This is a genomic window from Acinetobacter sp. V89_4, assembly GCF_029967875.1.
GTDB classification, from domain to species: Bacteria; Pseudomonadota; Gammaproteobacteria; order Pseudomonadales; family Moraxellaceae; genus Acinetobacter; species Acinetobacter oleivorans.
The window spans coordinates 167,650-192,756 of sequence record NZ_JASCAI010000021.1 but is presented as its reverse complement, the minus strand read 5'-3'; the positions used below and the strand labels follow the sequence as shown (position 1 = coordinate 192,756).

Here is a 25,107-nt window from a genome sequence, read left to right as displayed (position 1 = left end):
CCTGATGCTTCTGAAGCATTAATCACGTTATCAGCAGTTACTGAATCAACTGCAAAGTTGACACCATCTGTATTTGGACCAACTGCATCCACAATACCTGTTCCCGGTAACGATGGGTTACCTGCTGGATCGGTTGCGACTGCTGTTACCGTGTCTCCATCTTTAAGATCACCTGGGTTTGGTACTGACCATGTGCCGTCTGTACCTGCAACCACAGTTGCTGTCGTACCATCCGGGAAGCTTACAGTCACGGTTGAACCCGGTTCTGCTGTACCTGTCACTGGATCAGTCGCATTGATTGGATCAAGGACCGGTGCATTTGGTGCAGTGGTATCTACTGTATAAGTTTGTGTATCGTTAACTGTGCTGCTATTACCTGCTGCATCAGTGAAGGTTACTTTGGCATCAATGGTTTTATCTGCATCAGCAACTAAACCACTACCTAGTACACTTACTGTCCATGTACCTGCTGCACTGTCTACAGTTGCAGTATAGGTTTGACCATTAATAACAACAGTAACGACTGTATTCGTCGCATCTGCCGGAACATTTTTCAAGACACCTGTAATGGTGACATTACCTGATGCCTCTGAGGCATTAATCACGTTGTCAGATGTTACCGAATCAATCGCAAAATTTACTGATCCTGTATTTGGTGCTGCAGTATCAACTGTGACCACACCTGTATCTGTACCTTTGTTACCTGCTGCATCTGTTGCAGTCACGGTAATCGTGTGTGGACCATCTGTGAGCACTGGCAGTGTATTATCTGCAAGGGTCCAAGTGCCGTCACCATTGTTGGTCGCTGGGTAGTTCACACCATCCACAGTCACTACCACAGTAGCGGTCGGATCATTCACTGTACCGGTTAACACAGGTGTGCTGTCGTTTGTGAGCACATCATCAAGAGCGACTGTCGGTGCTGATGTATCAAGCGTATAAGTTTGTGTATCGTTAACTGTGCTGCTATTACCTGCTGCATCAGTGAAAGTTACTTTAGCATCAATGGTTTTATCTGCATCAGCAACCAAACCACTACCCGGTACACTTACACTCCAAGTGCCTGCAACTTTATCAACTGTTGCAGTATATGTTTGACCATTAATAACAACAGTAACGACTGTATTCGTCGCATCTGCCGGAACATTTTTCAAGACACCTGTAATGGTGACATTGCCCGATGCCTCTGAGGCATTAATTACGTTATCAGCAGTTACTGAATCGACTGCAAAGTTGACACCATCTGTATTTGGCCCAACGGCATCCACAATAGCAGTCCCTGGTCCGGAAGTATTGCCAGCAGGATCTGTTGCTACGGCTGTTACCGTATCTCCATCTTTAAGATCACCAGGATTATCTACTGACCATGTACCATCTGGTCCTGCTACAACAGTTTTCGTACTTCCGTCCGGATAAGTCACTGTTACTGTTGAACCAGGTTCTGCCGTACCTGTAATTGGGTCTGTCCCGTTAACTGGGTCAATCACTGGCGCATTTGGTGCTGTGGTATCTACTGTATAAGTTTGCGTATCTTTAACAGTGCTACTATTACCTGCTGCATCTGTAAACGTTACAGTAGCATCAATAGTTTGATCTGGATCTGCTTTTAAACCACTACCCGGTACGCTTACACTCCAAGTACCTGCAACCTTGTCTACAATTGCAGTGTACTCTTGACCATTGATTACAACAGTCACAACAGTATTTGCTGCATCTGCTGGAATGTTTTTCAAAATACCAGTAATCGTGACATTACCTGCTGCCTCTGAGGCATTAAGTACATTATCTGATGTAACTGAATTAACAGAGAAATTTACTCCATCTGTATTTGGTGGAGTAGTATCGGTAGGTGTTGAAGAGTCATTATTACTATCATGATTCGATGCTGCTGCGATAATACCACCCGCAACTAATGGGATAGCCCACAGCCATGGGTTTATACCACCATCGTGATAAAGCAATGGTTCAATTGAAGAAATAGGCTGATAAATAACATCAGACACCAACTCTTGTGGTGCCTCTGCTGGTAAAGCAGCTGGTAAATCTTCAGCTACGAGTGCTTGTGGCTCAACATCACTGTCGGCATCCGCATCCGCATCAGCGTCCGCGTCTGCATCATTTTCAGCATCTTTGAATTTTGCCCAGATTAACTGTCCATTTTCGTCTTGAAAAACAAGGCTGTTATCTTTAGGCTCAGCTGTTCCACTAAAAAAGCCTTCAATAACAATTGTCTCGCCATTTTTAAGGCGAATGACTGCATTGGTTCCCTCCCTATTCACTACCAATACATCACTGGCAGCCACTTTTACCAATACAACCGATGCTTCTGTAAGCGATGCGGAAGTTCCCTTGATGGTTGACAAGGTGTCGTGACTATCCTTGGCAATAATTTGTATTTCAGGCATATCTGTATTCCTTTTATATTATTGATTTAAATGATTTTTTGTATAATTCTTTTTACTTAATGTTTTAAAGTTTTTGACCTACAACTTAAAAACATTAAGTAATGTGATCATTTTTACATTAACCACTTTAAAATAAAAAAAACAAATACTAAAGTACCTAAAGAAAAAATTTTAATTAATAGAAATTATATATAAGTCTTCTTTGAGTTTATCTTGTGTTAATTTAAGAGAAAATTTCTTTAAATGTTTTATATATAAAACAAATTTCTTTTTTTATATTTACCATTTGTTGAAATGTCATTTAATTAAAATATTCATATAACAATTATTAATATCTTAATAAAATAAAATATATTATTAATGATATATATAGAAAAAAAAGGCTTTAGGTAATATTTCACTATTACACTAAAACCTAATTTGTAAATCTTATATAAAATTTAAAACTGCAAATATTTAGAAATTATCCGGGCTCTCAAAACGTTTTACTTCTTGTAACTTATTCGGGTCATGCATTGTTGCAATTCCATCTTCTGTTTTTTGGTCAACCAGAATATCAGGATTAAAAACGGTAATTGTTTCTCTACCCAGTGCATCCTCTCCAACAATATATTGAAAGCCTCTTCGATTCATCTTATGACACAGTCGTTGATAGAGACCTTTTAAACCTTCGGTTTCTTCATTCGGATTGTAATAGAAAGCATTCATCACAGCTGGAAGGCCTAGACCACATACAATGCCTGATAACAACACACTAATAAAAGTATAGCCAATCAGAATACTGCTATAAGGACTTAATGCAGGAATATTGGCAACCGCCAAAATCAATGCAAGTGAAATCCCCCCTCGTACCCCACCCCAAGATAAAATGGTTAAACTACCATTATAACTTTTCATTTTCCGCATATTCGGGAAAAAGGCAAAAGCCATGAAGTTGGCTGCAAAACGAGAGATATGTAGAATAAAGAACGCAACAATACCGCCTAAAATTAGGCTAAAGTTTAAATCAAGAATAAATAACTCTAGACCAATTAAAGTAAACAAGAATGAGTTGATGATTCCTTCTACGGTATGCCAAAAATGATTAACTTCTTGAATCTCTTGCTCTTCTCGTATTTCTTTCCATTTGTTTCCAACAATTAAACCACCTATTACACAGGCAATCGGTGCTGATGCATGGGCAAACAAAGCCACTAAATATGCTCCACTCGCAAGCAAAGCTGTTGTCAAAATCAGGGACTCCATTTCGTGTTTACCACGTAATAGACGCAACACCCCTACCCCAAATGCCCAACCAATCCCGACCGCAACAACAATTTCATAGAGTAGAGCTTCTAGTGTCGCCATCAACGAGAAATGTTCACCCTGTAAAACATTGAGTAAGGTCATAAATAATGCAATACACATTGCATCATTAAATAGTGACTCACCTTCCAGCTTAACGATCAAATGATGCGGTGCACGGATCGAACTAAGTACACCTTTAATACCAATAGGATCTGTTGCCCCTAAAGCTGCACCTAAAAGTAAAAGCACCAGAATTGGCACATGATATCCAACCAGAAGTTGGAATCCGTAGAGCAATCCACCAAATAAAACGGCGCAAATGACTAATGCAATGGTGGCCAAGATACTAATTTGCTTCCAGTAACTTTTTAAATCAGAAATTTTAAATTTAAGTGCTGAAGAAGTTAAAATAAAACAGATGACACCATTAATTAAAAAATCATAAAAATCGATATGGCGCACGGCTTCTTCAATATTATGAATATTAATGGTAATAAACTGGTTACCGTTTAGCAGGCTTGCGCCCCATTGCAAAATAAAGACAAAAATTGCTGAGACCAGCGGCACACCAATAGCCTGAGGAAAGCCTAAAATGCGCTTATTAAAGATCGTGGTTGCGATTGATAGCGCAAAAACCACTGTGAATGCTTGTAGTAGAAAAAAATTACCCATGAATACCCTTCTTCTGGGTCAACGACCAAATAAGAGAAACTTTGTTAGATCGACCAAACTTAATAAAAAACTGGCATAAAGAATGCCATAATCATAAAAAACAGAAATTAGGACACAAGTTTAACGAATTGATTGAACAATCTATCACTCTGTTAAATTTCTTAACATTATTTATAGTTATGATCTAAAGAAAAACGGATGAGCTTCTTAAATATGTTTAACAAGACTCATCCTAGAAAAGATTAAACTGGATTGTTAAAAGTATCGCATTGGTTAATATCGCCAGTTTTTAAACCAACCTGGAACCAGTGCATTCGCTGTTCACTACTACCATGTGTAAAGCTATCTGGAACAACCTGACCAGTAGAGCGTTTCTGCAAATAATCATCTCCAATTTTTTGAGCAGCATCCATCGCTTCTTCAATATCACCTTGCTCTAAAAATTGAGTACGTTGCTGATTATGACTCGCCCAAATACCAGCTAAACAATCGGCTTGCAATTCTTGACGAACAGATAATTGATTACCTTCTCTTTGGCTCGCTTGTGCACGGGCTTGTTGAACTTGTGAGGAAATACCAAGCAAGGTTTGAACATGGTGCCCTACCTCATGTGCAACCACATAAGCTTGAGCAAAATCGCCTGCCTGATCTTGTCTAGAAAGTTCAGATTGATTTTGTTCACCAGAAATTCCCATTTGCTGACGCATATCTTTAAAGAATTCTGTATCGATATAAACCTTCTGGTCTGCTGGACAATAAAATGGTCCCATTGCAGATTGAGCAGTACCGCATCCAGATTGAATCATTCCACTAAATAACACCAATCTTGGTGGCGTATATGTTTTACCTAACTGTTTAAATATAGGAGTCCACGTATCCTCTGTATCAGCCAAAACAGTTCCAACAAAATCAGAGGCTTCTTTTTGCTCGGGTGTTAAACTTTCTGGTGCAGTTGCATTTGACTGCTGTGATGCAGTGACTTGCTGAGTTGCCTGATAAGCTTGTTGTGGATCAACCCCAAAAAACTTCCATGCAACAAATGCAACAACCAACCCAATAATGCTGATACCACCTGCTCTAACACCGCCACCACCTCGACGGTCTTCCACATTGGTACTAATTCGACGACCTTTCCAGCGCATAATTTCCCTCTTATTTTAGAATGGCATCATGAACCCGATGCTTTTTTTGGCCACATTTTTTGTATTAAACTCACAATTAATAGAACAATTGCACCTGCAACCAGTCCTATTCCAAAATTAATCAGTGTCGGTGTTAAAGCACCAATAATATTGCCTACTGCTGGTATCGTTTCTACATGGTCCACTGTGTTTTCAGTTAAGTGATGAAGTAGTGGAATTGTATGATTAATAATTCCGCCACCAACTAAGAACATTGCAATGGTGCCTACGATTGAAAGTAGTTTCATTAAAAAAGGTGCAAAAGCTAATAAACCTCGACCTATAGTTTGCTTGAATGAGGTAGTTTGCTTAGTTAAATATAATCCCAAATCATCAATCTTAACAATCATGCCAACTAAGCCATAAACACCAATTGTCATAACAATAGCAATAATACTAAGTACGCTTACCTTAGTCATTAAACTAGCTGTAGCCACGGTGCCTAAAGAAATAACAACAATTTCAGCTGATAAAATAAAATCTGTTCGAACAGCTCCTTTTACTTTTTCTTTTTCAAAATTTGCTAAATCTAATTCTTCACTATCAAATTCTGCTTTTGCTTCTTCTGATGTAGATGGCTTTTTATGCATAATGGTATGAAGAACTTTCTCCACCCCCTCATAACACAAAAATAAACCTCCCAACATTAAGAGTGGATTAATCAGCCAAGGCGCAACCACACTAATCAACAATGCTAAAGGAACTAAAATAAGTTTATTAACAAATGAGCCTTTAGCCACTTTCCAAACAATAGGTATTTCACGATCTGCACGCACACCTGTAACTTGTTGCGCATTTAAAGCTAAATCATCGCCTAAAACACCAGCAGTTTTCTTTGCTGCCATTTTGCTCATTAAAGCAACATCATCTAAAATTGTTGCAATATCATCTAGTAATAAAAGTAAGCCACTTGCCATTTCTTATCCAAGTTTGTATTTATTAGGCTATTGTAAGATGATTTTTTTCAATTTCTGTAATTTTACTGAATAAATTCACAATATTATTTTAAGAAAAGTTTAACCAATCGCTGACGAATTTTTTTTATTTCCCGTACAATAATGCCAATCTTTTATATTGCAGGGCTTACTACCCCTGATTAAGCCAATAAGACAGTGGAATAAATAATGAGTAATGTTGATCAGCGTCCAATTATTTTGACAGGCGACCGCCCAACCGGACAACTTCATCTTGGGCATTTTGTCGGTTCTTTGCGTTCTCGTGTAGGTTTACAGGATAGCCATCATCAACATCTCTTGTTAGCAGATGCACAAGCCCTAACAGACAATGCAGATAACCCAGATAAAGTCCGTCGCAATATTTTGGAAGTTGCTCTAGATTATTTAGCTGTAGGCATTGATCCAACAAAAACCACGATTTGCGTACAATCATGCTTACCAGCATTGAATGAGCTTACTATGCTCTATCTTAACTTCGTGACGGTTGCACGCTTAGAGCGCAACCCGACCATTAAGTCTGAGATTCAAATGCGCGGTTTTGAGCGTGACATTCCAGCGGGTTTCCTCTGCTACCCTGTTGCACAAGCGGCTGACATCACTGCTTTTAAAGCGACTGTGGTTCCAGTGGGTGAAGATCAAATTCCAATGATTGAACAAACCAATGAAATCGTACGTCGAGTAAACCGTCAGATTGGCCAAGACCTTTTACCTGAATGTAAAGCTTTACTTTCAAATATGGCACGCTTACCTGGTTTTGATGGCAAGGCAAAAATGTCTAAATCATTAGGTAATACCATTGTTTTAAATGCTTCTGATAAAGACATTAAAAAAGCTGTAAATGCAATGTATACCGACCCAAATCATCTTCGCATTGAAGATCCAGGTCAGGTTGAAGGAAATATTGTATTTACTTACTTAGATGCATTTGATCCAAATAAAGAAGAAGTTGAAGAGTTAAAAGCACACTATCGTCGCGGCGGTCTTGGTGATGGAACTGTTAAAAAACGCCTTGAAGGTGTTTTGAAGGAATTAATCAGCCCTATCCGTGAACGTCGTGAAGAACTTGCTAAAGATCCTGACTACATTATGGATGTTTTACGTCAAGGTACAGATAAGTGTCGTCTTATTACTCAACAAACATTAGATGAAGTTAAAGATGGTTTAGGATTATTTAAATTCTAATTCCTTTAAAAATTAAAAGCCCTTCGGGGCTTTTTTTATGCTTATTTTATTCATAGCATAATTTTTTAGAATTACTAATGTATTGACGACTATTCACATGCTTTTACCCTGTTAACGTGAAGTAACACTTATTAACGCTAATAGCGATGAAGAATTTCTTAACTATCTCTATTATTCATCATGTAGGTTACATGATATGAACCTCACGACATTTCTCCTTAAACCGAAACTGTTTTTACAGATTCGTTGTTCTACGCAATGATCACCCCAATCATTGCGTATTTTTTTGCCTATAATAATGTTGGCAATTTAGGGTGAAATTCAACCGAATTATAGTAATGCTTCTGTTGAAAATTCTCAAACTTCTTTGTCTGATCAAGTGGTGAATAGCGCGCTACGCTATCGCTCACAAGCGCCTTTGATTGATAACTTAATGAATGGATTGGGCTTACAAGGTAGTGATGGCAATGGTTTGACTCAAGGGTTGAAACCAAAAGCTAAGTAAGGGTGATACACTCTGTTTAGTACTCCTATTTCAATGTAGACCGAAATGCTAAATGTTCGATCTACAATTTTCATCTTCCGTTTCACCCATTCCTATGGTGAAAATGAGTAATTAGATACCAAGTTCAGTATAAGGTTAGTAAAATATCAAATAGGGGCATCTCTGCCCTTGAATTAAATCACGCATTGAAAAAGTATAGCGAAGCGGATGCCCAACGTTTAATAAGAAAGGTGCTGACTACTAGCGACATCTTGATGGATGAATAAACGTGAGGGAATAAGCTTTATGGACTAGAAGCTGGTAGTAAAGAAATTTGTTTAAGAGACTCGCGTTTTGCCCCAAGTTCGCGAAGCTTTTCCATAAAACTAGATTCTTTTATTGGTAGACCATCAATGATTTTCCCTACTTCAGCGTTGATGATAGCAGCAACAATCAATCCACCGATTGCTCCCCCTGCAGCGCCAGCTCCTGCGGCTTGACCGTAGCTCACATTTCCTGAGGAAAAGTTCTTACCAATTATGGCGCCAGTAGCACCTCCTACTGCGCCAGCTGTGGCAAAGGATACCAGACTAACCTTATGGGATGCAGATTCTTTAGTATAAGCTAGAGTATTACACGTCACATTGTCAGATGGAACTTCAACAGGTACTGCCTTTGTTGTGAAGTAGCGATAAATTTTGACTGGCTCCTTAGGGTCTTTTGGTAAGTAAAAGCCACCGTCAGTTGCTGCAGGTTGTCCTGGTATTGATGGATAGTCTGGGCTTCGAATTGAAATACTACCAGGTGCCCCTCGAAAGAATGTGCCCTTTTCATCTATCTTTTCTGACCAATATGGCCCTCTTTCTAGACGGGTGGTCCACTCCACATTGAGTGGACCATAGAGCCCTGTAGTTGAAAGAGGCTCTTTGAGGAAAATACAAGTAAGTTCAACTGGTGTCTGTAACTTTTCTGGATTTGTGGCACACCCCGAAATTAAAGTGCAAAAGAGAGTCACACTAGATATTTTCACATACATGACGATTGCCTTTGTCATTGATATTTTTTGTAAGGATACAACTAGTCTACTAGATTTTATTTAGTAGACTAAGTCCATGAATACTCCAATTATATTTCCCAGTAAAAAACCAATATCTCCATTGGGGTTTTAAGATTAAAATCTAATGAATGAGGCTAAACATTTCTCTTTAAAAGGGAATATTTATAAGCAATTGAATATTAAATTATTCATGAAAATTGGTATTAGTCATAAGGCTCTTCTTTTTCATCTTAAAGAATGAAAATAGGAAATATATGGAATTTAAATATCATTCAAAAAAATTAATATCATTTCATTTTAATAAAAAACCCCAATGTCTCCATTGGGGTTTTTTTTAAAGATCAAAATCTAACGAATTACGCTAAACCTTTCTCTTTTAAAACTTGTAACATTGTTGAACCAAGCTCAGCTGGGCTACGAGTGTAAGCCATTCCCGCGCGTTCAAATGCAGCGAATTTCTCTTCTGCAGTACCTTGACCACCAGAAATGATCGCACCAGCGTGACCCATACGCTTACCTTTAGGTGCAGTTACACCAGCAATGTAACCTACTACAGGCTTAGTCACGTTAGATTTGATGAATTCAGCAGCTTCTTCTTCCGCTGTACCACCGATCTCACCGATCATGATGATTGCATCAGTATCTGGATCGTCTTGGAACAATTGAAGAGCTTCGATTTGGTTCATACCTGGGATTGGGTCACCACCAATACCGATACAAGTAGACTGACCTAAACCAAGCTTAGTTGTTTGAGCAACAGCTTCATAAGTCAATGTACCTGAACGCGAGATGATACCAATACGACCTGGTTGGTGAATGTGACCAGGCATAATACCAATCTTACATTCGCCTGGAGTGATCACGCCTGGGCAGTTAGGACCAACTAAACGAGTACCGTTACCGTTAGTTTCTAAGTAGCGTTTTGCTTTAAGCATGTCGATTGTTGGAACACCTTCAGTGATCACAACGATTAGGCCAACACCTGAATCAACCGCTTCAACGATAGAATCTAAAACGAATGGAGCTGGTACATAAATTACAGATGCATCTGCATTTGTTTCACGTACAGCTTCTTTCATTGTGTTGAATACTGGCAAGTCAAGGTGAGTAGTACCACCTTTACCTGGAGTAACACCACCAACAACTTTTGTACCGTAGTCTAAAGCTTGTGCAGAGTGGAAAGTACCGTTTTTACCAGTAAAACCTTGTACCAATACTTTAGTGTCTTTATTAATTAATACGCTCATGATTGATACTCCCCTTACGCTTTAACTGCAGCTACAACTTTTTCTGCGGCATCAGACAAGCCGTTCGCAGAAATTAATTTCAAACCAGATTCATCAAGTAATTTAGCACCTAACTCAGCGTTGTTACCTTCTAAACGAACAACAACTGGAACAGTTACGTTTACTTCTTGAACCGCTGCAATAATTGCTTCAGCAATCATGTCACAACGTACGATACCACCGAAGATGTTAATTAAAACACCTTGTACAGATGTATCAGCAAGGATGATTTTGAACGCTTCGATTACGCGCTCTTTAGTTGCACCGCCACCAACGTCAAGGAAGTTTGCAGGCTGACCACCATAAAGTTTAATGATGTCCATAGTTGCCATTGCAAGACCAGCACCGTTAACCATACAACCGATGTTACCTTCTAAAGCAACATAGTTAAGATCAAATTCAGATGCTTTTAATTCACGCTCATTCTCTTGAGATTTGTCACGTAAAGCAGCAACTTTAGGTAAACGGTAAAGCGCGTTAGAGTCGATACCAACTTTTGCATCTACACATAAAATATCGCCATTTTCACGAACTGAAAGTGGATTAATTTCGAATAATGCAAAGTCATTTTCTACAAATGCTTGGTAAGCAGCAGCCATAATTTTAACAAATTGGCTGATTTGCTTGTCTTTCAAACCTAATGCAAACGCAACTTCGCGCGCTTGGAATGGTTGTAAGCCAACTAATGGATCAACTTCAACTTTGATAATTTTTTCTGGAGTTTCTTCTGCAACTTTCTCGATTTCTACACCACCTTCTGTAGAAGCCATGAAAGTAATACGACGGCTAGAACGGTCTACAACCGCGCCCAAGTAAAGCTCACGCTCAACTGGGTATACGTCTTCAGCAACAATAATGCTGTTTACTGGTTGACCATTTGCATCTGTTTGATACGTTACAAGACGAGTACCAATAATGTTATTTGCAAACTCGATAACATCTTCTTTAGATTTTGCAACTTTAACGCCACCAGCCTTACCACGACCACCAGCATGAACTTGCGCTTTCATTACCGCGAATTTACCACCAAGCTGTTCGAATGCAGCAACTGCTTCGTCTGCATTGGTTGCCAAGATACCTTCTTGTACCGGCATACCATATTCTTTCAATAACGCTTTAGCTTGATACTCATGTAAGTTCATTTAGTTACCTACTTAACTTTGTTTGTTGTCTTCAATTTGCGCAACATTCTCATGTTGTATATGCAAATTGCTGTCTACTCTATCACCTTGATGTTTTTTTAATCACACCATCAAATGTGAAAAAGAGCGGAGAACCGCTCTTTATTTTATTTACGCTTACGTTGAATCGCGTGAATTGCACGACCATCTACAGCAAGTGCAGCTTCATGAACAACTTCAGAGAATGTTGGATGACCAAATGTCATTAACTGAAGATCTTCAACAGAAGATACAAATTCAAGAGCGATCATACCTTGGTGTACGATATCAGATGCAGCAGGTCCAATGACATGCATACCTAATAAACGGTCAGTTTTTGCATCAGCAACAAACTTAACAAAACCAGCACCTTCACCCGCAGCTAAAGCACGACCATTTACAGCAAAACCGAATTGACCAGTTTTAACTTCATGACCTTTTTCTTTAGCTTGTTCTTCAGTTAAACCAACCCATGCCGCTTCCGGATGTGTATAGATAACAGAAATGATTGTGTCATAGTTCACTTGAGCTGCATGACCGTGGATACGTTCAACAGCCATTACACCTTCTTCCATTGCTTTATGAGCAAGCATTGGACCACGAACTAAGTCACCAATCGCATATACACCTTCTACAGAAGTTGCACAGTGATCATTTACTTCAACTAGACCACGTTCAGTCAATTTAATGCCTGAATCATCAGCCAATAAACCTTCTGCATAAGCTTTACGGCCTACACAAACGATTAACTTGTCAAAAGTCTGAGTTTTTTCTTCGCCACCTTGAGTGTATTTAACAGTCACTTCACGACCATTAACTTCAGTACCAGCAACTTTAGCGCCAATACGAATATCAAGACCTTGCTTAGTTAAAAGTTTTTGGTAGTCTTTTGCCAAAGCTTTATCAGCCATTGGTAAAAATGCATCCATTGCTTCAAATACAACAACTTCAGCACCAAGACGACGCCAAACAGAACCAAGTTCTAAACCGATTACACCAGCACCAATAACACCTAAACGTTTAGGTACTTCTGGGAAGTTTAATGCGCCAGTTGAATCAACAATAATATCTTGATCTACAGGAGCTACTGGAATATTTACAGGTACAGAACCAGACGCAAGAATTACATATTTAGGTTCTAAAACTTGAGTCTCACCTTCGTGTGAAACAAACTCAACTTTTTTACCAGCAAGTAATTTACCAGTACCTTTTAACCACTCAATACCATTGCCTTTAAGCAATTGATCGATACCACCAGTTAATTGGTCAACAATTTTGTCTTTACGAGCAAGAAGCTTAGCAAGATCAAAATTCACTTCACCTGTAGTAATACCGTGATCAGCTAAATGATGCACTGTATCTTCATAACGATGTGAAGAGTCAAGTAATGCTTTAGAAGGGATACAACCTACGTTTAAGCATGTACCACCTAAAGATGGCTTACCATTGTGAATACGTTTTTCGATACAAGCGACTTTAAAACCTAGTTGAGCAGCACGAATTGCAGCTTCATAACCACCAGGACCACCGCCAATAACAACAAGATCAAATTGTTGAGACATTGTTTATCTCCATGGTCCGAGATAGAGGATCACTCTATCTCGGTAATATTATTCGAAGAAATTAAAGATCAAGGATGAGTTTAGCTGGCTCTTCTAACAATTCTTTGATTGCTACCAAGAAACCTACTGCTTCTTTACCATCGATCATACGGTGGTCATAAGAAAGCGCTAAATACATCATTGGCAAGATTTCAACTTGACCATTTACAGCCATAGGACGCTCTTGGATTTTGTGCATACCCAAGATACCAGTTTGCGGCTGATTCAAAATTGGAGTTGAAAGTAATGAACCGAAAGTACCACCGTTAGTAATAGTGAAAGTACCACCAGTCATTTCTTCGATAGATAATTTACCGTCACGTGCTTTAGCAGCATACGCACCAATACCAGCTTCAACTTCTGCATAGCTCATACGATCAGTATCACGTAATACTGGTACAACAAGACCACGATCAGAAGATACAGCAACACCGATGTCATAGTAACCGTGATAAACAATATCGTCGCCATCAATTGAAGCATTTACCGCAGGATAGCGTTTAAGTGCTTCAGTTACAGCTTTAACAAAGAATGACATGAAGCCCAAACGAGCGCCATGGCGTTTTTCAAACGCATCTTTATATTGCTTACGCAATTCCATGATTGGCTTCATGTTAACTTCATTAAATGTAGTTAACATTGCAGTTTCTTGAGTTGCAGAAAGAAGACGCTCAGCTACACGCTTACGTAAACGAGTCATTGGAACACGTTTTTCGATGCGCTCACCAACAGCTACGCTTAACGGAGTAACGTTAGCAGCTGGTTTAGCTTGATGGTTTGCTACATCTTCTTTAGTGATACGACCACCGCGACCAGTACCTTGTACGTCAGCAGCAGCAATACCTGTTTCAGACAAAGCTTTACGAACTGCAGGAGCTTGACCAGATACAGCTTCAGTGCGCTCAACAACAGGAGCTGCACCAGCTTGAGTTTGAGCAACTTCTTGCTCTACCGCAGGAGCAGCGGCTGCACCAGCACCAGCTTCAAACTGAGCAATCACTTCGTCAGAAAGAACTGTATCGCCTTCACCTTTAATGATTGCAACTAAGCTACCATCTGCAGGAGCAACCACTTCTAAAACAACTTTGTCGGTTTCAATATCACAGATCACTTCGTCACGTGATACAGGTTCACCCACCTTTTTGTGCCAAGTTGCGATGGTTCCATCTGCAACAGACTCTGGGAATACCGGTGCTTTAATTTCGGTTGCCATTATTGAGAATCTCCTGATTGTTCAGCTTCGATTGCCAATGCATCATTAATTAGCTGAGCTTGTTGTTTTGCATGCAAGTACGGTGAGCCACAAGCTGGTGCAGCAGAAGCTTCACGACCTGCAAAACTGATACGGATTTGTTTGCCAGATTTTAAGATATCGTCGTATAAACGCGGTGCGATAAATAACCAAGCGCCTTGGTTCTTCGGCTCTTCTTGTGCCCAAACAAGTTCTTTCACGTTTGGATATGCAGCTAAGATTTCCGCAAGACGTTGTTCTGGGTATGGATATAACTGTTCAATGCGTACGATTGCGACGTTAGTTAAGTTTTGTTCACGACGTTTTTCGAGTAAGTCGTAATAAACTTTACCACCACAAAGTACAAGACGAGTTACATCTGACTTGTTAATTTGGTCGATTTCGTCAATTACAGTTTGGAATGAACCATTTGCAAGCTCTTCTAAAGTAGAAGTCGCAAGTTTATGACGAAGTAAAGATTTCGGTGACATTACGATCAATGGCTTACGAATTGGGCGTACAGCTTGACGACGTAATGCATGGAAAATCTGTGCAGGTGTCGTTGGAGTGATCACTTGCATGTTATCTTCAGCACATAACTGTAAGAAACGTTCTAAACGAGCTGATGAATGCTCTGGACCTTGACCTTCGAAACCGTGTGGTAACAACATTGTTAAACCACAAACTCGTTCCCACTTAGTCTCGCCAGAAGCAATGAATTGGTCAATTACAACCTGAGCACAGTTTACGAAGTCACCAAATTGTGCTTCCCAAATAATTAAGCTCTTAGGAATTGTAGTTGCATAACCATATTCAAATGCAAGAACAGCTTCTTCAGATAATAAAGAATCGTAAATTGCAAAACGAGGCTGGTTTTCTTTAACGTGACAAAGCGGAATATACGTTGAGCCATCTACCTGATTATGCAATTTTGCATGACGGTGCGAGAATGTACCACGCCCAACGTCTTCACCAGTAATACGAACAAGGTAATCTTCATCGATCAAGGTTGCGTAAGCTAAAGTTTCAGCAGCACCCCAGTTCAATGCAGTTTCACCAGTTTGCATTTTCACACGATCTTCAATTACTTTTTGCACTTGACGCTGCATAACAAATCCTTCCGGAAGTTTGCTCATGCCCTCGCCTAATTCTTTTAAGCGATTTAAGTCAAATGAAGTATCCCAATCGTCTGTGTAGTCATGGCCCAAATAAGGTGTCCAATCAACAAACATTTTTGTATTTGGTTCAAGCACCAAAGCATTTGCTACATGGTTTCCGGCTTCTAAATCTGCACGGTAATCTTCAACCATTTGGTCTGCTTCAGCACGATCAATTACTTTGTTTTGAACAAGTTGATCTGCATAGAGTGTACGAGTTGTTGCTTTTTTAGCAATCACTTGATACATCAATGGCTGTGTACCAGACGGCTCATCTGCTTCGTTATGACCACGACGACGGTAACAGAACAAGTCAAGTACTACGTCTTTACGGAATTCGTGACGGAAATCATGTGCTAATTGAGTAGCAAAGATTACTGCTTCAGGATCATCGCCATTCACATGGAAAATTGGCGTCTGAATCATTTTTGCCACGTCAGTACAATATTCAGTAGAACGCGCATCACGTGGATCAGAAGTTGTAAAACCAACTTGGTTGTTCACGATAATGTGTACAGTACCACCAACCGTATAGCCACGAGTTTGTGACATCTGGAAAGTTTCCATGTTCACACCTTGACCTGCAAATGCAGCATCACCATGAACAATCACTGGTAATACGTCATCACCGCCGATGTCTCTACGACGCACTTGACGTGCACGCACAGAACCTTCAACTACAGGACCAACGATTTCCAAGTGAGATGGGTTAAATGCTAATGCCAAGTGAACTTCGCCACCAGGAGTCATTACATTACTTGAGAAACCTTGATGGTATTTAACGTCGCCAGAACCTTTCTTATGAATAGCTTTACCTTCAAACTCGCCAAACAAGTCTGCAGGGTTTTTACCCATAATATTAACGAGAAGGTTTAAACGGCCACGGTGTGGCATACCAATAACAACTTCTTTACAACCAACAGCACCAGCACGTTGAATGATTTCATTCACCATAGGAATAAAAGATTCACCACCTTCTACACCAAAGCGTTTAGCACCAACGTATTTATTGCCTAGGTATTTTTCAAGTCCTTCTGCAGCGGTTAAACGCTCCAGGAACCCTTTCTTTTGATCATTTGTAAAATTAAGCTGACCACGAACACTTTCAAGACGTTGTTGAATCCAACGCTTTTCTTTTGTGTCCACGATATGCATATATTCAACACCGATTGAACCACAATAGATTGCTTCCATTGCTTCAATCATTTCAGCAAGCGTCGCTTCGCTCTTACCGATTTCAAGATTACCGGTATTGAATACTGTGTCTAGATCTGATTTGGTTAAACCGTGAGCTGAAAGCTCTAAATCTGGAATCTCTTCACGCTTAGCAAGACCTAATGGATCTAACTTAGCTTTTTGATGTCCGCGATTACGATAAGCAGCAATAAGTTGTAAAACGCCAATTTGACGACGTTCATGCTCAGTACTAACCGTACTTTGTACAACAGGTTGAACACGATTAGCATTACGTCCTAGTAATAGGAATTGCTCACGCACAGCGCCGTGTGGTTGGTCACCCTTTGGATATTTATCGAAATATTGGCGCCAGTCCTCAGCTACAGAGGTTGGGGAAGACAGGTACTGCTCGTAAAGTTCTTCAATATACGCTGCACTATCAGCGGAAAGTTCAGTGTCAAGACGCAATGCGTCAGCAACTTCTTGCATTTGTGGACCCATTTCCTATTGCAAAAAATATTACAGGCTGCCTTTTAAGCACACCCATGATGCATAATGCCAAATTGGTAAAAAAGGCATTACTTACCCAACAGGTCTTTAAGACCATGGGGCGTCATACTACCTAGAGAGGAAACTCCATAGGTAATTAATGAATCACAACACCCTCAATGGCATCATCACTCACCTTATACTCGATTAAAACCGAGCAATTTTTTGCAAATCTTTTTAGAAAAATTAACTTTAAAATTAACTTTTCTAAAATGACTTTAACCATAAAAATTAAGCACAGATCTAAGATTGTGCTACTTAAATTAATTTCACTAGTATACGCTTTTTTCACCTATAACTTTGTGGCAAATCGTATCATGTTCTTAACGAACGATTGATTTTTTTGACACATACCACCTATAAATTGGCGAAATACATATGCGATTTTATCTTTTAATATATGGTGCAATATATAAAAACCTCATCTTTTTCGACCAAAGTCTAAAGTTTACATTATAAAGTTAAAAAAAAACGCACATCAAGGATGTGCGTTCTCTATTTGTGCAGAATTAACCCGCTTGATCTAATAGCATATTACGGATGTGACCGATTGCTTTTGTAGGGTTTAGACCTTTAGGACATACTGACACACAGTTCATGATACCTTTACAACGGAACAAACTGAATGGATCGTCAAGACGAGACAAACGGTCTGCAGTAGCAGTATCACGAGAATCAATAATAAAACGGTATGCATTCAACAATGCTGAAGGACCCAAGAACTTGTCAGGGTTCCACCAGAATGATGGACATGAAGTTGAACAACATGCACAAAGAATACATTCATACAAACCGTTTAAGTGTTCACGCTCTTCAGGAGATTGTAAACGCTCTTTAGGTGGAGCTGGTTGGTTATTGATCAAGAATGGCTGAATCTTGTCATATTGATCATAGAATTGGTTCATATCAACAACCAAATCTTTAACTACCGGCAAACCTGGTAACGGACGAATTACGATTTTCTCTGGTAAATCATTTAGGTTTTCTAAACAAGCTAAACCATTTTTACCATTGATATTCACACCATCCGAACCACAAATACCTTCACGGCAAGAACGACGGAATGTTAACGATTCGTCTTGAACTTTCAATGCAAGCAATGCATCAAGCAACATACGGTGTTTGTCAGTCAATTCAAGCTTGAAAGTTTGCATGTACGGCGCTTTATCCTTATCAGGATCATAGCGGTAGATTTCGAATGTACGAGTACCTCTACTCATCTTTATACTCCCGATTAGAATGTACGTGGTGCTGGCGGAATTGCATCAACAGTCAACGGTTTGAAGCGCACTGGCTTATATTCCAAACGGTTATCTGATGAATACCATAACGTATGTTTCATCCACTCATCATCACGGCGACCGTATGAATAAGTTGGGTGATCAGCTGGTAATTCATAATCAACTACAGTATGCGCACCACGACACTCTTTACGCGCAGCTGCTGAAATTAAAGTTGCTTTTGCAACTTCATACAAGTTTTCAACTTCAAGCGCTTCAACACGTGCAGTGTTAAATACTCTAGATTTATCTTTTAAGTGGATATTACGCACACGTGGCTCAAGAGCAAGGATCTCTTTTACACCCTTATCAAGCAATGCTTGAGTACGGAATACACCAGCGTGATCTTGAACGATATCACGAATTGCATCAGCAACTTCTTGCGCATTTTCACCAGAAGTTGAGTCATCCAACTTACGTACGCGAGCAAGTGTTTGCCCTAATACATCTGTTGGAAGAGGTGCATATTCATCACCATGATGCTTAGTTACGTAATCGATAATGTGCTCACCAGCAGCTTTACCAAATACAACCAAGTCAAGAAGTGAGTTAGTACCTAAACGGTTTGCACCATGTACTGATACACAAGAACATTCGCCAATTGCATAGAAACCTTTTACAGGTTTAGTGTAGTTGTCTGTACCCGCTTCAGGTAAGCACACTTGACCATGCATATTCGTAGGAATACCACCCATTTGATAATGGATTGTTGGTACTACAGGAATCGCTTCTTTTGTAATGTCAACGTTCGCGAATTTTTTACCAATCTCAAATACAGATGGTAAACGCTTCATGATTGTATCAGCGCCCAAGTGAGTCATATCAAGTAAGATATAATCACCTTTTGGACCACAACCACGACCTTCTTTAATTTCTTGGTCCATAGAGCGTGAAACGAAGTCACGTGGAGCCAAGTCTTTTAAAGTAGGTGCATAACGTTCCATGAACGGTTCGCCGTCTTTATTACGAAGGATTGCACCTTCACCACGACAACCTTCAGTCAACAATACACCAGCGCCCGCAACACCCGTTGGGTGGAATTGCCAGAATTCCATATCTTGTAATGGAATACCAGCACGAGCAGCCATACCAAGACCGTCACCAGTGTTGATATAAGCATTAGTTGATGCACGGTAAACACGACCAGCACCACCAGTAGCAAATAATGTCGCTTTTGCTTGGAATACTGAAATGTTACCAGTTTCTTGGTCAATTGCTGTTACACCAAGAACATCACCAGCTTCGTTACGAATCAAATCAAGAGCGATCCACTCAACGAAGAATTGAGTACCCATTTTCACGTTGCTTTGATAAAGCGTGTGCAATAATGCATGACCTGTACGGTCCGCAGCTGCACAAGCACGTGGAACTGGTTTATCACCATAGTTAGCAGAGTGACCACCGAACGGACGTTGGTAAATTGTACCATCAGCGTTACGGTCAAACGGCATACCCATGTGTTCAAGTTCATATACAACTTTTGGTGCTTCACGACACATAAACTCAATTGCGTCTTGGTCACCTAACCAGTCAGAACCTTTTACTGTATCGTAAAAATGGAAATGCCAGTTATCTTCTTGCATATTACCTAACGACGCACCGATACCACCTTGAGCAGCTACAGTGTGCGAACGTGTTGGGAAAACTTTAGTGAGTACTGCAACTTTCAAACCTGCTTGAGCAAGTTGGTAAGATGCACGCATACCAGAACCACCACCACCAACGATAACTGCATCGAAAGTGAGGTTTTGAATATTTGAATAATCTTCTTTAGGGGTTATCGCGCCCATGATGTCTTCCTATCAATTCGCCCAGAAAATCTGGATACCCCAGATTGCGTACACAAACACTGCAATAATGACAGCCGTCGTCAGTACAAGGCGTAAACCTTTCGCTGAAGGACCCATTTGACGAGTAGTGACATAGTCAGTAAAAACTTGCCACATACCAATCCATGCGTGTGCGATAAGCGATAAAATTGCCAATAAAGAGAAAATCTTCATTGGTAATGTCATCATGAAACCAGCCCATTGTTGATAGTCAAATCCACCTTTGCAGAGAATCCAACCCAAAAGAACAACAGTATAGGCTGCAAGTACAACCGCACTTACACGCTGGATAAACCAATCACGAGAACCTGAACCAGTTAAACCTGTAGCACTTTTCATTAGAACATAATCCATATAAAGGCTGCGATAATAGCTACCACAGATAAGATCAATGAAATTGTCGCTGCTATACGACCACTTTGCAGTTCTTCAGCAAAACCTAAATCTGCAAGTAAGTGCTTTACTCCAGCAATAAAGTGGAATAACAAGCCGGCTACAAATACCCAAACGATAAAACGTACAAGGATATTTCCAAACACGACATTTTTAACGTAGTCAAATCCTTCTGGTGAAGATAATGATTTATCTAAAATCCATAATAGAACTGGTACTAATAAGAAAACGATGACACCTGATAAACGGTGTAAAATTGATGCAATAGCCACGGGTGAGCGTAAATTTACCGCTAACACCTGACCCATGGACAAATTGACAGGTCTGTTGCTTTTCACAGCGGGCATCCTGTAGGTAGAAACTCCGACCGGAGTTTGTTGAATTAATTCCAAGGAAAGCTGGCATTGTTAGGCAAGCACAGCTCATGCCTAACCTATAAACGACACTGAATTATAAAACGCGAAGTATCAAAATACAAACAATCCACTTTCCCATTTAAGCAAAAAACAATTAAATAAGAATCATTAACAATGATATCACCCTATTAACCCTGTTAAAATGGCATGCAGAGTTCCATCATGTTATTGTTTAAAATAACTTTTTATTTAATTTCATTTTTTCTGCAATTTCTTTTAAATAAGCAAATTTTAGACTAAAGATAAAGTCATAAATTCATCATATAAATAGAAAAATGTTAGTAACTGGTCATATTTTCAATAAAAGCTACAATTCAACTAAGTGAAGTTAGTTGGATTCAATACAAATCAGTCAATCTAAAATACATTTGAGAAAGCAATTTTTATTGAAAATAAAATTTTTAATTATTTTAAAGCTGTTCAATTAGCTATTTTTTATACAATTAAACTTAAAAAAACATCAACATTCTTTGTTACAACTAAATAAAAATAGAGTTTTTTTTGATTAGCAATTTTAAATTACACCATGAGTTTTATGATTTTTTTAATTGGATTGGCATTTTCTACCGACTTACCATTCCCAATCTTAATTTAAAAATTTGCTTACAATTGTACTGATACTTCATTTTTTTTCTGCACGTTGTTGTTGAATTGACTTATTATACCATCCCGATGCAGTGATTTTACTGACTTTTTTGCTCGGGTCTTGATGACTAACTCTCTGTGAGAACGTTATTTTTTATCCATAAGTATAATTGACAAAATTTCAGTACTCACTAATCTTATAGCAAATTTTGACACCGTCTGATTCGCACATGAGAACATTAGGATTTCGAGTCAGATCAACATTCACCAGGACAGGAGATCTATTGAATGTCTGAAGCAAATGGCAAAAAAGCCGTATTACATCTTGATGGCAAAGAAATTGGTTTACCAATCTACAGTGGCACTTTAGGTCCAGATGTAATTGATGTCAGCAGCATATTGAAAGAAGGTCATTTTACTTTCGATCCTGGTTTTATGGCGACAGCTGCATGCGAGTCTAAAATTACGTTCATTGATGGTGACAAAGGTATTTTATTACACCGCGGTTACCCAATCGACCAGTTAGCAACTCAAGCAGACTATCTTGAAACTTGTTATTTATTATTAAATGGCGAGCTCCCAACTGCTGAACAAAAAACAGAATTTGATGCCAAAGTTCGTGCTCACACTATGGTTCACGACCAAGTTAGCCGTTTCTTCAATGGTTTCCGTCGTGATGCTCATCCTATGGCGATCATGGTTGGTGTTGTTGGTGCATTATCTGCGTTCTATCACAACAATCTTGACATTGAAGACATCAATCACCGTGAAATCACTGCGATTCGTCTAATTGCAAAAATTCCAACACTTGCTGCTTGGAGTTACAAATACACAGTAGGTCAACCATTCATCTATCCACGTAATGACTTAAATTACGCGGAAAACTTCTTACACATGATGTTTGCTACTCCTGCTGACCGTGATTACAAAGTAAATCCTGTTCTTGCTCGTGCAATGGATCGTATCTTCACGCTTCACGCTGATCACGAACAAAATGCTTCGACATCTACAGTACGTCTTGCTGGTTCTACTGGTGCAAACCCATACGCATGTATCTCTTCAGGTATTTCTGCGCTTTGGGGACCTGCTCACGGTGGTGCAAACGAAGCTGTTCTTAAGATGCTTGATGAAATCGGCAGTGTAGAAAACGTTGCTGAGTTCATGGAAAAAGTAAAACGTAAAGAAGTTAAACTCATGGGCTTCGGTCACCGTGTGTACAAAAACTTCGACCCACGTGCTAAAGTCATGAAACAAACTTGTGACGAAGTTCTTGAAGCATTAAATATCAATGATCCTCAATTAGCGCTTGCTATGGAACTTGAACGTATTGCATTGAACGACCCGTACTTTGTTGAACGTAAACTTTACCCTAACGTAGACTTCTACTCAGGTATCATCCTTAAAGCGATTGGTATCCCAACAGAAATGTTTACAGTAATCTTTGCTCTTGCACGTACAGTAGGTTGGATCAGCCACTGGTTAGAAATGCACAGCGCACCATACAAAATCGGTCGTCCTCGTCAGCTTTACACTGGCCCGACTCAGCGCGACATCAAACGTTAATATTCGAAAGAAAATTAATGATAAAAAAGCTGCCTTCTGGCAGCTTTTTTATTGTGGTATTTTCAATTCAATTTAAAAACTTATTCTTCATCAAACACACTTAATAAATGATGACTAATTCCATCAGCTCTTAACCAAGCCAACTCATAACTCGCTTTAGCCAAAGCTAGAACACGTCTTTCAAATTCAACCCAGATTGTTTTGACTTGAGGTTCTGAAATACCCAAACCACTTTCTGTTGCCAGATGCTTATTTTTTTCACATATTTTTAAAGCATGATAAAGCTTGCGACCTTTACTCGCCCCTTCCATCAACCGAACACGCTTACTTAAAATAAATCCCTCTACATGCTGTAAGTTCGCATGAGGCAACATAGGTACTAGGATTTGATTCAACTGATCATCTAAGCGCTTCCACACAGCCAAGCGTTGCTCTGCTGTATACGTATTCCATTGAATCACTTCATGGTTAAAACGGCGACAACCACGGCACACCTGATCACCAAAAACTGTTGAACAACGCCCTGCACATGGGGTGAGAGAGAGCATTCGATGATCATTACTCAAAACAAACTCCTTAAATAAACCATATACTTTTTATGGTTTTCTCGCTTATTACACATTTTCGCGCTAAAATATGCGCCTTAAATTTATATCTTAATACATTTGGAGTTTTCCATGAACGCTACTGTAGAACAGCTTGCACCTGTAGAACAGCAAGCGACCGCGGGTTGGGTTGTTGCAGCACTATATCAATTTAAAGAAGTTCAAGATCCTGCAGATCTTCAGCAACGTCTATTAGACTTAGTGAAAACAATTAACCTTTGTGGAACTCTGATTGTAGCAGGTGAAGGAATTAATGGTACTGTTGCGGGCGATCGTGTAGCAATTGATAGTCTCTATCAATTTTTGCTTAATGAAGGTTTTGCTTCTATGGAATACAAAGAATCCCATAGCTCTGACAAACCTTTCCGTAAAATGAAAGTTAAACTTAAAGAAGAAATTGTGACTTTAGGTGTTGAGGTTAAACCCCGCGACTTAGTGGGCCACTACCTTGATCCAAAAGAATGGAATGATTTAATTGCACGTGATGATGTAATTTTAATCGACACGCGTAATGACTATGAATATAAGGCGGGTACTTTCAAAGGTGCAATCGACCCGAAAACCGAGACATTCCGCGAGTTCCCAGAATATGTCAAAAAAGAGCTAGAGCAACATAAAGATAAAAAAATTGCGATGTTCTGCACAGGCGGTATTCGCTGTGAAAAATCAACATCTTTACTTCTTCAAGAAGGCTTCCAAGAGGTTTATCACCTCAAAGGCGGTATCCTTAAATACTTAGAAGAAACCCCAGCCGATGAAAGTTTATGGGAAGGCGAATGTTTCGTATTTGACGGACGTACAGCTGTAACTCATGGCGTTGAAGAAGGCGTAAATATTAAATGTCATGCGTGTGGTTGGCCATTAACTCCAGAAGAGTCAGCTTTAACGAGTTATGAACATGGTGTTTCATGCGTGTATTGCATCGACAAGACAACTGAAAAACAAAAAGCTGGTTTCCGTATGCGCCAGTCGCAAATTGCAGCTGCAAAGCGTAAACGCTTGTAATAAAAGAGGGCATCAAATGATGCCCTCTTCATAATAGGTTATATAAA

General features: G+C 39.5%; 19 protein-coding genes and 1 pseudogene. 4 read left to right on the top strand and 16 right to left on the bottom strand.

The window, feature by feature from the left end; translation table 11 throughout:
• From QLG01_RS09505 to QLG01_RS09490, 4 genes are all read right to left on the bottom strand, one after another.
• A partial coding sequence (locus QLG01_RS09505; RefSeq protein ID WP_282496322.1) for an Ig-like domain-containing protein occupies window positions 1-2,405 on the bottom strand: 2,405 nt, incomplete at its 3' end.
• 456 nt (window positions 2,406-2,861) lie between these two features.
• Window positions 2,862-4,364 (bottom strand): cation:proton antiporter, encoded by a 1,503-nt coding sequence (locus tag QLG01_RS09500; RefSeq protein ID WP_013196986.1) that lies wholly within the window; start codon window positions 4,362-4,364, stop codon window positions 2,862-2,864.
• Between the two features lie 242 nt (window positions 4,365-4,606).
• A complete protein-coding gene (locus QLG01_RS09495) occupies window positions 4,607-5,506 on the bottom strand; it encodes a neutral zinc metallopeptidase (RefSeq protein WP_151827232.1) in 900 nt (299 codons plus the stop codon).
• Window positions 5,507-5,532: 26 nt separating this feature from the next.
• Window positions 5,533-6,462 (bottom strand): DUF808 domain-containing protein, encoded by a 930-nt coding sequence (locus tag QLG01_RS09490; protein WP_282496319.1) that lies wholly within the window; start codon window positions 6,460-6,462, stop codon window positions 5,533-5,535.
• 207 nt (window positions 6,463-6,669) lie between these two features.
• Between QLG01_RS09490 and trpS the strand changes: the two genes are divergently transcribed.
• Window positions 6,670-7,683 (top strand): tryptophan--tRNA ligase, encoded by a 1,014-nt coding sequence (trpS, locus tag QLG01_RS09485; RefSeq protein WP_004789430.1) that lies wholly within the window; start codon window positions 6,670-6,672, stop codon window positions 7,681-7,683.
• 343 nt (window positions 7,684-8,026) lie between these two features.
• Window positions 8,027-8,188: pseudogene (locus QLG01_RS09480) on the top strand (flotillin domain-containing protein); the annotation flags it as partial.
• Window positions 8,189-8,471: 283 nt separating this feature from the next.
• Here QLG01_RS09480 and QLG01_RS09475 read toward each other — a convergent pair.
• The 11 genes from QLG01_RS09475 to sdhC all read right to left on the bottom strand — a co-directional run bounded on the left by QLG01_RS09475 (window position 8,472) and on the right by sdhC (window position 21,233).
• Window positions 8,472-9,203, bottom strand: coding sequence for a hypothetical protein (locus QLG01_RS09475; RefSeq protein WP_198308551.1), 732 nt, complete (start codon window positions 9,201-9,203; stop codon window positions 8,472-8,474).
• Window positions 9,204-9,580: 377 nt separating this feature from the next.
• Window positions 9,581-10,471 (bottom strand): succinate--CoA ligase subunit alpha, encoded by an 891-nt coding sequence (gene sucD, locus QLG01_RS09470; protein ID WP_003655479.1) that lies wholly within the window; start codon window positions 10,469-10,471, stop codon window positions 9,581-9,583.
• 14 nt (window positions 10,472-10,485) lie between these two features.
• Window positions 10,486-11,652 (bottom strand): ADP-forming succinate--CoA ligase subunit beta, encoded by a 1,167-nt coding sequence (gene sucC / locus QLG01_RS09465; RefSeq protein ID WP_003655470.1) that lies wholly within the window; start codon window positions 11,650-11,652, stop codon window positions 10,486-10,488.
• Window positions 11,653-11,798: 146 nt separating this feature from the next.
• Window positions 11,799-13,232: a dihydrolipoyl dehydrogenase gene (gene lpdA / locus QLG01_RS09460; protein ID WP_004775161.1), complete on the bottom strand. Its 1,434-nt coding sequence runs from the start codon at window positions 13,230-13,232 to the stop codon at window positions 11,799-11,801.
• Window positions 13,233-13,293: 61 nt separating this feature from the next.
• Window positions 13,294-14,484 (bottom strand): 2-oxoglutarate dehydrogenase complex dihydrolipoyllysine-residue succinyltransferase, encoded by a 1,191-nt coding sequence (gene odhB / locus QLG01_RS09455; protein ID WP_004789424.1) that lies wholly within the window; start codon window positions 14,482-14,484, stop codon window positions 13,294-13,296.
• Window positions 14,484-17,324 (bottom strand): 2-oxoglutarate dehydrogenase E1 component, encoded by a 2,841-nt coding sequence (locus QLG01_RS09450; RefSeq protein WP_004789422.1) that lies wholly within the window; start codon window positions 17,322-17,324, stop codon window positions 14,484-14,486. Before QLG01_RS09450 ends, odhB begins: the two co-directional genes overlap by 1 nt.
• A gap of 157 nt (window positions 17,325-17,481) precedes the next feature.
• A complete protein-coding gene (locus QLG01_RS09440) occupies window positions 17,482-17,610 on the bottom strand; it encodes a hypothetical protein (protein ID WP_002116082.1) in 129 nt (42 codons plus the stop codon).
• A 283-nt stretch (window positions 17,611-17,893) separates the two neighbouring features.
• Window positions 17,894-18,604: a succinate dehydrogenase iron-sulfur subunit gene (locus QLG01_RS09435; protein ID WP_004789420.1), complete on the bottom strand. Its 711-nt coding sequence runs from the start codon at window positions 18,602-18,604 to the stop codon at window positions 17,894-17,896.
• Between the two features lie 14 nt (window positions 18,605-18,618).
• On the bottom strand, window positions 18,619-20,454 hold the full coding sequence (gene sdhA / locus QLG01_RS09430) for a succinate dehydrogenase flavoprotein subunit (protein ID WP_144734960.1): 1,836 nt from the start codon (window positions 20,452-20,454) through the stop codon (window positions 18,619-18,621).
• A 12-nt stretch (window positions 20,455-20,466) separates the two neighbouring features.
• Complete coding sequence (gene sdhD / locus QLG01_RS09425; protein ID WP_003655454.1) at window positions 20,467-20,832, bottom strand: succinate dehydrogenase, hydrophobic membrane anchor protein; 366 nt, start codon at window positions 20,830-20,832, stop codon at window positions 20,467-20,469.
• Window positions 20,832-21,233, bottom strand: coding sequence for a succinate dehydrogenase, cytochrome b556 subunit (gene sdhC / locus QLG01_RS09420; RefSeq protein WP_081399112.1), 402 nt, complete (start codon window positions 21,231-21,233; stop codon window positions 20,832-20,834). The genes sdhD and sdhC overlap by 1 nt, the downstream gene beginning before the upstream one ends.
• A 942-nt stretch (window positions 21,234-22,175) precedes the next feature.
• Between sdhC and gltA the strand changes: the two genes are divergently transcribed.
• Window positions 22,176-23,450 (top strand): citrate synthase, encoded by a 1,275-nt coding sequence (gene gltA, locus QLG01_RS09415; protein WP_004789414.1) that lies wholly within the window; start codon window positions 22,176-22,178, stop codon window positions 23,448-23,450.
• 80 nt (window positions 23,451-23,530) lie between these two features.
• On the opposite strand, the gene QLG01_RS09410 is transcribed toward gltA, so the two are convergent.
• Window positions 23,531-24,016, bottom strand: coding sequence for a DUF1289 domain-containing protein (locus tag QLG01_RS09410; RefSeq protein WP_005310058.1), 486 nt, complete (start codon window positions 24,014-24,016; stop codon window positions 23,531-23,533).
• Between the two features lie 111 nt (window positions 24,017-24,127).
• Between QLG01_RS09410 and QLG01_RS09405 the strand changes: the two genes are divergently transcribed.
• The gene (locus QLG01_RS09405; RefSeq protein WP_005310055.1) at window positions 24,128-25,060 is read left to right on the top strand and encodes a rhodanese-related sulfurtransferase; all 933 of its coding nucleotides are present in this window, start codon (window positions 24,128-24,130) and stop codon (window positions 25,058-25,060) included.
• The last annotated feature ends 47 nt before the right edge of the window (window positions 25,061-25,107 follow it).

Excerpts from the sequence above, each read along its gene's own strand:
- QLG01_RS09500 (WP_013196986.1), bottom strand. The coding sequence starts at position 4,364 with ATGGGTAATTTTTTTCTACTACAAGCATTCACAGTGGTTTTTGCGCTA.
- QLG01_RS09495 (WP_151827232.1), bottom strand. The coding sequence starts at position 5,506 with ATGCGCTGGAAAGGTCGTCGAATTAGTACCAATGTGGAAGACCGTCGA.
- QLG01_RS09490 (WP_282496319.1), bottom strand. The coding sequence starts at position 6,462 with ATGGCAAGTGGCTTACTTTTATTACTAGATGATATTGCAACAATTTTA.
- trpS (WP_004789430.1), top strand. The coding sequence starts at position 6,670 with ATGAGTAATGTTGATCAGCGTCCAATTATTTTGACAGGCGACCGCCCA.
- QLG01_RS09475 (WP_198308551.1), bottom strand. The coding sequence starts at position 9,203 with ATGTATGTGAAAATATCTAGTGTGACTCTCTTTTGCACTTTAATTTCG.
- sucD (WP_003655479.1), bottom strand. The coding sequence starts at position 10,471 with ATGAGCGTATTAATTAATAAAGACACTAAAGTATTGGTACAAGGTTTT.
- sucC (WP_003655470.1), bottom strand. The coding sequence starts at position 11,652 with ATGAACTTACATGAGTATCAAGCTAAAGCGTTATTGAAAGAATATGGT.
- lpdA (WP_004775161.1), bottom strand. The coding sequence starts at position 13,232 with ATGTCTCAACAATTTGATCTTGTTGTTATTGGCGGTGGTCCTGGTGGT.
- odhB (WP_004789424.1), bottom strand. The coding sequence starts at position 14,484 with ATGGCAACCGAAATTAAAGCACCGGTATTCCCAGAGTCTGTTGCAGAT.
- QLG01_RS09450 (WP_004789422.1), bottom strand. The coding sequence starts at position 17,324 with ATGCAAGAAGTTGCTGACGCATTGCGTCTTGACACTGAACTTTCCGCT.
- QLG01_RS09440 (WP_002116082.1), bottom strand. The coding sequence starts at position 17,610 with ATGGTTAAAGTCATTTTAGAAAAGTTAATTTTAAAGTTAATTTTTCTA.
- QLG01_RS09435 (WP_004789420.1), bottom strand. The coding sequence starts at position 18,604 with ATGAGTAGAGGTACTCGTACATTCGAAATCTACCGCTATGATCCTGAT.
- sdhA (WP_144734960.1), bottom strand. The coding sequence starts at position 20,454 with ATGGGCGCGATAACCCCTAAAGAAGATTATTCAAATATTCAAAACCTC.
- sdhD (WP_003655454.1), bottom strand. The coding sequence starts at position 20,832 with ATGAAAAGTGCTACAGGTTTAACTGGTTCAGGTTCTCGTGATTGGTTT.
- sdhC (WP_081399112.1), bottom strand. The coding sequence starts at position 21,233 with ATGCCCGCTGTGAAAAGCAACAGACCTGTCAATTTGTCCATGGGTCAG.
- gltA (WP_004789414.1), top strand. The coding sequence starts at position 22,176 with ATGTCTGAAGCAAATGGCAAAAAAGCCGTATTACATCTTGATGGCAAA.
- QLG01_RS09405 (WP_005310055.1), top strand. The coding sequence starts at position 24,128 with ATGAACGCTACTGTAGAACAGCTTGCACCTGTAGAACAGCAAGCGACC.